The sequence below is a fragment of the Rhodococcus sp. 14-2470-1b genome, assembly GCF_002259415.1.
In the GTDB taxonomy this organism is placed as follows: domain Bacteria; phylum Actinomycetota; class Actinomycetes; order Mycobacteriales; family Mycobacteriaceae; genus Rhodococcoides.
Window position 1 is genome coordinate 98,604 of the sequence record NZ_NPFY01000023.1, and the last position, 7,797, is coordinate 106,400.

Annotated in this window: 8 protein-coding genes; 6 read left to right on the forward strand and 2 right to left on the reverse strand. The window is 64.1% G+C overall.

What is annotated here, in order from left to right; translation table 11 throughout:
• Positions 1–25: 25 nt before the first annotated feature.
• The 4 genes from CH293_RS18200 to CH293_RS18215 are packed head-to-tail and all read left to right on the forward strand — an operon-like array spanning position 26 to position 3,312.
• Positions 26–1,000 carry a F0F1 ATP synthase subunit gamma gene (locus CH293_RS18200; protein WP_094721014.1) on the forward strand — a complete coding sequence of 325 codons (975 nt, stop codon included), beginning with the start codon at positions 26–28 and terminating at the stop codon, positions 998–1,000.
• 3 nt (positions 1,001–1,003) lie between these two features.
• Positions 1,004–2,452: a F0F1 ATP synthase subunit beta gene (gene atpD, locus CH293_RS18205; protein ID WP_019667285.1), complete on the forward strand. Its 1,449-nt coding sequence runs from the start codon at positions 1,004–1,006 to the stop codon at positions 2,450–2,452.
• Positions 2,453–2,482: 30 nt separating this feature from the next.
• Complete coding sequence (locus CH293_RS18210) at positions 2,483–2,842, forward strand: F0F1 ATP synthase subunit epsilon (protein WP_019667286.1); 360 nt, start codon at positions 2,483–2,485, stop codon at positions 2,840–2,842.
• Positions 2,843–2,874: 32 nt separating this feature from the next.
• Positions 2,875–3,312 (forward strand): DUF2550 domain-containing protein, encoded by a 438-nt coding sequence (locus tag CH293_RS18215; RefSeq protein ID WP_037104705.1) that lies wholly within the window; start codon positions 2,875–2,877, stop codon positions 3,310–3,312.
• 1 nt (position 3,313) lies between these two features.
• Here CH293_RS18215 and CH293_RS18220 read toward each other — a convergent pair whose 3' ends face one another.
• Positions 3,314–3,898: a cob(I)yrinic acid a,c-diamide adenosyltransferase gene (locus tag CH293_RS18220; protein ID WP_094721015.1), complete on the reverse strand. Its 585-nt coding sequence runs from the start codon at positions 3,896–3,898 to the stop codon at positions 3,314–3,316.
• 55 nt (positions 3,899–3,953) lie between these two features.
• On the opposite strand from CH293_RS18220, the gene murA reads away from it, so the two are divergent.
• Positions 3,954–5,207, forward strand: a complete 1,254-nt coding sequence (gene murA / locus CH293_RS18225) for a UDP-N-acetylglucosamine 1-carboxyvinyltransferase (protein ID WP_094721016.1) — start codon at positions 3,954–3,956, stop codon at positions 5,205–5,207.
• Here the strand turns inward: murA and CH293_RS18230 are convergent.
• Positions 5,200–6,588, reverse strand: coding sequence for a PLP-dependent aminotransferase family protein (locus CH293_RS18230; protein WP_255122899.1), 1,389 nt, complete (start codon positions 6,586–6,588; stop codon positions 5,200–5,202). The two genes, murA and CH293_RS18230, sit on opposite strands and share 8 nt — an antisense overlap.
• A 76-nt stretch (positions 6,589–6,664) precedes the next feature.
• Between CH293_RS18230 and CH293_RS18235 the strand changes: the two genes are divergently transcribed.
• Entirely contained in the window at positions 6,665–7,360 is a 696-nt protein-coding gene (locus tag CH293_RS18235) for a pyridoxamine 5'-phosphate oxidase family protein (RefSeq protein WP_255122900.1), read from the forward strand.
• Positions 7,361–7,797 lie beyond the last annotated feature (437 nt).

A 7,797-nucleotide genomic window follows, 5' to 3' on the forward strand; every position in this document is an offset into this window, starting at 1 on the left:
CAGAGAAGGGAGCGTGAACAGCTAGATGGCAAGCATTCTCGAGCTACGTTCCCGGATCAAGTCGGTCAACTCGACGAAGAAGATCACCAAAGCTCAAGAGCTGATCGCCACGTCGCGAATCACCAAGGCGCAGGCACGCGTTGCGGCTTCGAAGCCGTACGCAGAGGAGATCACCAAGGTCCTCTCCGCGCTGGCCAGTGCGTCGGGTTCGCTCGACCACCCGTTGCTGAACGAGCGCGAAGAGCCCAAGCGTGCAGCAGTTCTGGTCGTCACCAGTGACCGCGGCATGTGCGGTGGCTACAACTCCAACGTCCTCAAAGAAGCGGAGGAGCTGTTCCAGCTTCTGCGCAAGGAGGGCAAGGATCCGGTCATCTACGTGCTCGGCGCAAAGGGCCTCGGCTACTACACCTTCCGTCAGCGCGACGTGAAGGGTGCGTGGACGGGCTTCTCGCAGGAGCCCGGCTACGCGGACGCAGCAAAGGCGAGCAAGCACCTGGTCGAGCTGTTCATGGCGGGTTCGGGCTCCGAGGTCGAGGCTCCCAACGGTGAAGGCACCGTGGAGGGCGTCGACGAGCTGCACATCGTCTACACGCGGTTCGTGTCGATGCTGACGCAGAAGCCCGAGGTCCGGCGTATGGCTCCGCTCGAGGTGTCGTACACGGACGAGGAAATCGAGCTGGGCGCGGATGCTTTGACCGATTCCCCGTCGGCGTCCGAGGTTCAGGCTCAGTACGATTTCGAGCCCGAAGCCGGAACTCTCCTGTCGGCTCTGCTGCCGAAGTACATCAGCACGAGGGTCTACTCCTCGCTGCTCGATGCGGCTGCATCCGAGTCGGCCGCGCGCCGTACTGCCATGAAGGCGGCCACGGACAACGCGAACGAATTGGTCGAGACCCTGAGCCGTCAGGCAAACCAGGCTCGGCAAGCCCAGATCACCCAGGAAATCAGCGAAATCGTTGGTGGCGCAAACGCGTTGGCTGACAGCGCAGGAAGTGACTAAGCAATGACCGCAGCAGTAGCCCAAGAGAACGCGAGCGGAGCGGACACTCAGTCCGGCCGTGTCGTTCGGGTCATCGGCCCCGTTGTGGACGTCGAGTTCCCGCGCGGCTCCATCCCCGCCTTGTTCAACGCACTCCACGCAGAGATCACGCTGCCGACGGTGGCGAAGACCCTGACACTCGAGGTTGCACAGCACCTCGGTGACAACCTGGTCCGCACCATCTCGATGCAGCCGACCGACGGCCTGGTTCGTGGCGCTTCGGTGTCCGACTCCGGCAAGCCGATCTCGGTGCCCGTCGGCGACGTCGTCAAGGGCCACGTGTTCAATGCCCTCGGTGACTGCCTCGACAGCCCGGGCCTCGGACGCGACGGCGAGCAGTGGGGCATCCACCGCAAGCCACCAGCCTTCGATCAGCTCGAGGGCAAGACGGAGATCCTCGAAACCGGCATCAAGGTCATCGACCTCCTCACCCCGTACGTGAAGGGTGGAAAGATCGGTCTGTTCGGTGGTGCCGGTGTCGGCAAGACCGTTCTGATCCAGGAAATGATCACCCGTATCGCGCGTGAGTTCTCCGGTACGTCGGTGTTCGCCGGCGTCGGCGAGCGCACCCGTGAGGGAACCGACCTCCACCTCGAGATGGAAGAGATGGGCGTCCTCCAGGACACCGCCCTCGTCTTCGGCCAGATGGACGAGCCGCCGGGCACGCGTATGCGCGTCGCCCTGTCCGCACTGACCATGGCGGAGTACTTCCGCGATGTTCAGGGCCAGGACGTCCTGCTGTTCATCGACAACATCTTCCGTTTCACGCAGGCAGGTTCCGAGGTGTCGACCCTGCTGGGACGTATGCCTTCTGCCGTGGGTTACCAGCCGACGCTGGCGGACGAGATGGGTGAGCTCCAGGAGCGCATCACCTCGACCCGTGGACGCTCGATCACCTCCCTGCAGGCGATCTACGTTCCCGCCGACGACTACACCGACCCGGCGCCTGCGACGACGTTCGCCCACCTCGACGCCACCACCGAGCTGTCGCGTCCGATTTCGCAGATGGGTATCTACCCCGCTGTGGACCCGCTCAGCTCGACGTCGCGAATCCTCGAGCCGGGCATCGTCGGTGCGGAGCACTTCCGCGTCGCCAACGAGGTCAAGCGAATCCTGCAGAAGTACAAGGAACTGCAGGACATCATCGCCATCCTCGGTATGGACGAGCTTCAGGAAGAGGACAAGGTTCTGGTCGGTCGCGCACGTCGCCTCCAGAAGTTCCTCGGACAGAACTTCATCGTCGCCGAGAAGTTCACCGGTGAGGCCGGCTCGGTCGTGTCCCTCTCGGACACCATCGAGGCGTTCGACAAGGTCACCAAGGGCGAGTACGACCACCTTCCCGAGCAGGCATTCAACAGCTGCGGTGGACTCGACGACGTCGAGGCTGCAGCCAAGAAGATCGCCGGAAAGTAGCCCGACGTGACTTCTGCGGAAAGCTCCGGCATGGAGGTCGCTCTCGTCGCGGTCGAGCGCGAGCTGTGGTCCGGCAACGCGACCCTGGTCAGTGCTCAGACGACCGAGGGCGAGATCGGCATCATGGCCGGCCACGAGCCAGTGCTCGGCCAGCTCGTCGAGGCAGGCACGGTGTCCATCACGACGACCGACGGCGAGAAGATCGTTGCTGCGGTTCACGGTGGGTTCCTGTCCGTGACGGGTAAGACCGTGACGGTCCTGGCGGAGTCCGCGGACTTCGCTCAGGACATCGACGTCGACGCTGCCCGTTCGGTCCTCGACGCCGGCGGCGACGACAAGGAAGCCCTCGCTGTGGCGAAGGGCCGAATTCGCGCCGTCGAGCGGGCCTAGGTTACACGAGAAAGCCGCGACGAGGTTCTGTGATGCACATGGGAGTGATCGTTCTGATCATTCTGGTTGTGCTGCTCGCAGGCCTCGTCGCGGCTTTTCTGTATCGCCTCACCATTCTTCGTCGCGGTGGGACGGCCGCCATTCTGCGCACGACGCCCGCCGCGGGTGGAAGTGGTTGGCGGCACGGTGTCATCCGGTACGGGGACAACACCCTGGTGTTCTTCAAGCTGTCGAGCCTGCGGCCCGGCCCGGACCACCGGATGAGCCGTCAAGGCATCGAGGTCGGAGAGCGTCGCACGCCACGCAACGACGAATTCGACATCATGTCCGACGAGATCGCGATTCTCGAGCTGACCGATCAGGGCCAGTGTTACGAAATCGCTCTCGACCGGGGTGCACTCACAGCTTTCATGTCGTGGCTGGAATCGAGGCCGTCCGGCCGCTCTCGGCGAGGTCGGCCCGCCGCCTGATCTACGTGTCGGTGGAGCGAGATGCTCCCGGCACCCATTTCACGTCACCCTCGGGGTTCGCGTATCTGCTCAGGATGAACAGCAGATCGGAGAGCCTGTTCAGGTATTTCGCTGGTAGGACGCTCGTGTTCTCGGGGTTGGCGTCCACCGCTGCCCATGCCGAGCGTTCTGCTCGGCGCGCCACTGTGCGGGATGTGTGCAGCAGCGCCGCGAGGGGAGTACCTCCGGGAAGGATGAACGAGTCGAGCGCCTGCAGGCCCTCGTTGAACTCGTCGCACCATCCTTCGAGGCGGTCGACGTAGGACTGGTCGATGCGTAGGGGTGGATACTCGGGGTCCGCGACGACGGGTGTCGAGAGATCGGCCCCGGCGTCGAACAGATCGCTTTGAATCGTTCGAATGACCGAGACGACCTTCTCCGACGGATTGCCCAGTGCCAGAACGACTCCGAGGCTCGCGTTGGTCTCGTCGCAGTCCGCGTACGCAACGAGCCGCGGATCGTTCTTTCCGACTCGCGAGAAGTCGCTGAGACCGGTGGTTCCGTCGTCACCGGTGCGGGTGTAGATGCGAGTCAGGTGCACAGCCATGGCGCTACGGTACCGCCCGGATGGGGCGACCGAACCCTGGCTACGCTGTCGAACTGTGAGTGAACGCTTTTTGGTCTCCGGTGGTAACCGGCTCGTCGGTGAGGTGTCGGTCGGCGGCGCGAAGAACAGCGTGCTCAAGTTGATGGCGGCAGCGCTGCTCGCCGAGGGCACGAGCACCATCACCAACTGCCCGGACATCCTCGACGTGCCGTTGATGGCCGAGGTCCTCCGCGGACTGGGGTGCGAGGTCGTGCTGGAAGGCGACGTCGTGCACATCACCACGCCGGCGGAACCCAAGCACCATGCAGATTTCCCGGCGGTCACGCAGTTCCGAGCATCGGTGTGTGTCCTCGGTCCGCTCGTCGCCCGGTGCAAACGAGCGGTGGTTGCGCTTCCCGGTGGCGACGCGATCGGGTCTCGTCCGTTGGATATGCACCAGTCGGGCCTTCGCCTGCTCGGAGCGCACAGCGAGATCCAGCACGGTTGCGTGGTTGCGGAAGCCGAGGAACTGCGGGGTGCGAACATTCGCCTTGCGTTCCCGTCCGTCGGCGCGACGGAGAACATCTTGATGGCCGCGGTTCTCGCAAAGGGCGAAACCGTCATCGACAACGCTGCGCGTGAACCCGACATCGTCGACGTCTGCAACATGCTCAACGAGATGGGCGCGCAGGTCAGCGGTGCCGGCACGTCGACGTTGACCATCAAGGGCGTCGAGTCGTTGAAGCCCACGACGCACAAGGTGATCGGTGACCGAATCGTCGCTGCGACGTGGGGAATCGCTGCCGCGATGACGCGGGGCGACGTGCGAGTTCGAGGGGTCAACCCCAAGCACCTGTCACTGGTGTTGGACAAGCTGAGGCTTGCAGGTTCGGAGGTGACGTCCGAGGCCGACGGGTTCCGCGTCGTTCAGCGTGAGCGGCCGACCGCCGTGAACTTCGCGACATTGCCGTTCCCAGGTTTTCCTACCGATCTGCAGCCGATGGCGATCGGTCTCGCCGCGGTGGCCAACGGAACGTCGATGATCACCGAGAACGTCTTCGAAGCGCGTTTCCGGTTCGTCGAGGAGATGATTCGGCTCGGCGCCGACGCCCGTACCGACGGTCACCACGCGGTAGTGCGCGGCGTAGCCCAGCTGTCTAGTGCTCCCGTGTGGTCGTCCGACATCAGAGCGGGTGCCGGGCTGGTACTGGCGGGACTCTGCGCCGACGGGGTCACCGAGGTGCACGACGTCTACCACATCGATCGGGGCTACCCGAGATTTGTGGAGAACCTGACCGATCTCGGCGGAAGCATCGAGCGAGTCAGCTGACGGACGTCAGCGCGTCGACCAGCATGTCGAGGCCGTAGGTCAGTTCGTCGTCGGACACCGATCCGTACCCGACGATCAGTCCCGTCATGGGCGACGGGGAACGTGTGGATCTAGCGAGAGTGTCGACATCGACGCCGGCAGCCGCCGCTCGTTCTGCCACGGCGGTCGCGGTGGCGGCGTCGAGCAGGAGTGTGGTGTGCATTCCCGCGCCGACACCGCGCAGTTCGCCGAAGGGCGCGAGTGCGGCGGCCACCAGTCTGTCGCGTTGGCGGTAGACGCGTCGGGCGGCTCGAACGGTTCTGTCCCATTCGCCGTCTCGCAGCAGAGAGAGCATGGCCTGTTGGACGGGTGCCGACGGGTAGTCGCCCAGGTCTGCGCGAACGTGCGCGACGTGTTCGACGACGTCGGGCGGGGCGACGAGCCAGCCGAGTCTGATACCGCCGCCGAGCGTCTTCGCGACGGTTCCGAGATAGACGGTACGGTCGGGAGCCAGTTCCGCGATGGTGGGCAAAGGTGCTACGTCGTAACGGAATTCGGAATCGTAGTCGTCCTCGATGATCATCGCGTTGCGTGATCGCGCGAACGCGGCGAGGGCGCGTCGGCGGCCGACGGGGAGCAGGCCGCCGGTGGGGTACTGGTGAGACGGCGTCGAGTACACCGCACGGGTGGTCTGGGGCGTGATGTCCAGATCATCGGTGACAATTCCGTCGTGGTCGACCGGAACGTCGAAGACGGACCACCCCCAGCGTCGGGCGGCTGTGGTCGCGACCCGGTAGCCCGGGTTCTCGTGCGCCAGGACGGGAGGGGAAGTGCCGTCTTCGGGCGACAGCGCGGCCAGGGCCAGGCTCATCCCGTGCATGCTTCCGGTGGTGACGACAACCGATTCGGCTGATGTGTGGAGTCCACGCGCGCGACCGAGTAAGTCTGCGATGGCGACTCGGAGCCTGCGGTCCCCGCGAGGGTCTGGGTATTCCTGCGGTTGCGGCACTGTGCCGACGTCCCGCCACGCGCGCTTCCACGCCGTCGAGATGGGGGGAACCCACGGTGTTCCGGTGGCAAGTCGAATACGGCCGTGGGTGTCCGTGGTTCCGCTCGTACGGGAGGTGGTCGACGGCCGCGTCGGTGTGGTGGCGCCGGTGAGACGGCGCACGAACGTTCCCGATCCCGCGCGCGGTTGTAGCCACCCCTCCGCGGTCAGTTGATCGTAGGCACTCTCGACCACGCCCCGAGCGACTTCGAGTTCGACGGAAAGGGCTCTGCTGCTTGGCAATCGGGTGTTCGGAGCGAGGTGAGCGGAGTCGATGGCCTGTCGTATCCCGTCCGCGATCTGCACCGGAAGCGTGCGGGGATCCGTCCGGTCGACCGAGATGATCAGGGACATCGGCAGCATGCTCGCCTCCAAGTGGTCTATTGAAAAGCGACTCGATTGGATCATGACACTAGGCCAATGGTGACCGATGATCGACGATGTGAGTATCGAAACCGAGTTGTCGCCGACAGAACGCACCACCATCAGGCGAGGGAGAGCGCGAGCGCGGACCGAGCGTTCCGACCTTGTCGACGTTCTGGCGGCGGCGCGGATATGCCATCTGGGCGTGGTGGTCGACGGCAGTGTGCGTGTTCTTCCTACGGTGTTCGCTGTCGATCATGACGGTCCCGACAGGGGCGGGACTCTGTACGTGCACGGATCGGTGGCCGCTCGCAGCTTGGTGGACGCTCCGAACGGGGAGATCTGTGTGACTGTCACTGTTCTCGACGGCTTGGTTCTGGCGAGGTCGGCGTTTCACCATTCCATGAACTACCGAAGTGCCATTGTGTACGGCCGGCCGCGAATGGTTGTCGACGACGAGGAACGCGTGCGCGCACTTGCTGCAATCGTCGATCAGGTGGTGGAGGGGCGCAGTGAGCATCTTCGTGCGCATACGCGGAAAGAGTTGGCGGCAACGGCGGTACTTGCCCTGCCGCTCTACGAGGCATCGGTGAAGGCGCGAACCGGCGACCCGGCGGACGACGAGCGAGATGTCGAAGCGGGTGGAGTGTGGGCAGGCGTCGTTCCCGTGCGCGACGACTTCGCCGAGCCGACTCGGGCTGCGGACGTGGACGCGGGAATCCCTGTGCCCGAGCATGTTCTGGCCCTCGTGCGCCAAGGGTGAACGCGTCTATGTCCGGCGTCACATCTACGAATTTTGTGACTAGGCGCCTTCCGGTTCGTCGTGACGAGCGGGCTACCTGCGGAAATCTTGTCCAAAATTTCCTCGACCTGGCGATTTGCGCGAGGGATTCTGCTCGCGTAACTTTTGTCGAGTCAGAGCGACACGGACACCGACCAGGGCCTACACGGTCCCGGACACGAGGTTGGACGTCGGAGCCTGACGGAACATGAAATTCCAGTTCTACCCACCAAGAGTCGGAGCTTGCTTCCGAGACCAAGCTGGGATAGGCTGGAGAAGTTGCCCCAAACACCCTGAAGTTACGGTTTCTTGGTTGTTCGGTGTGTGCGTGTTCTTTGAGAACTCAACAGTGTGTCGATGAATGTCAGTGCCGAATGTTTTTGGTGCTCATGCCTTTTGGGGTGTGGGTGTGACATCTT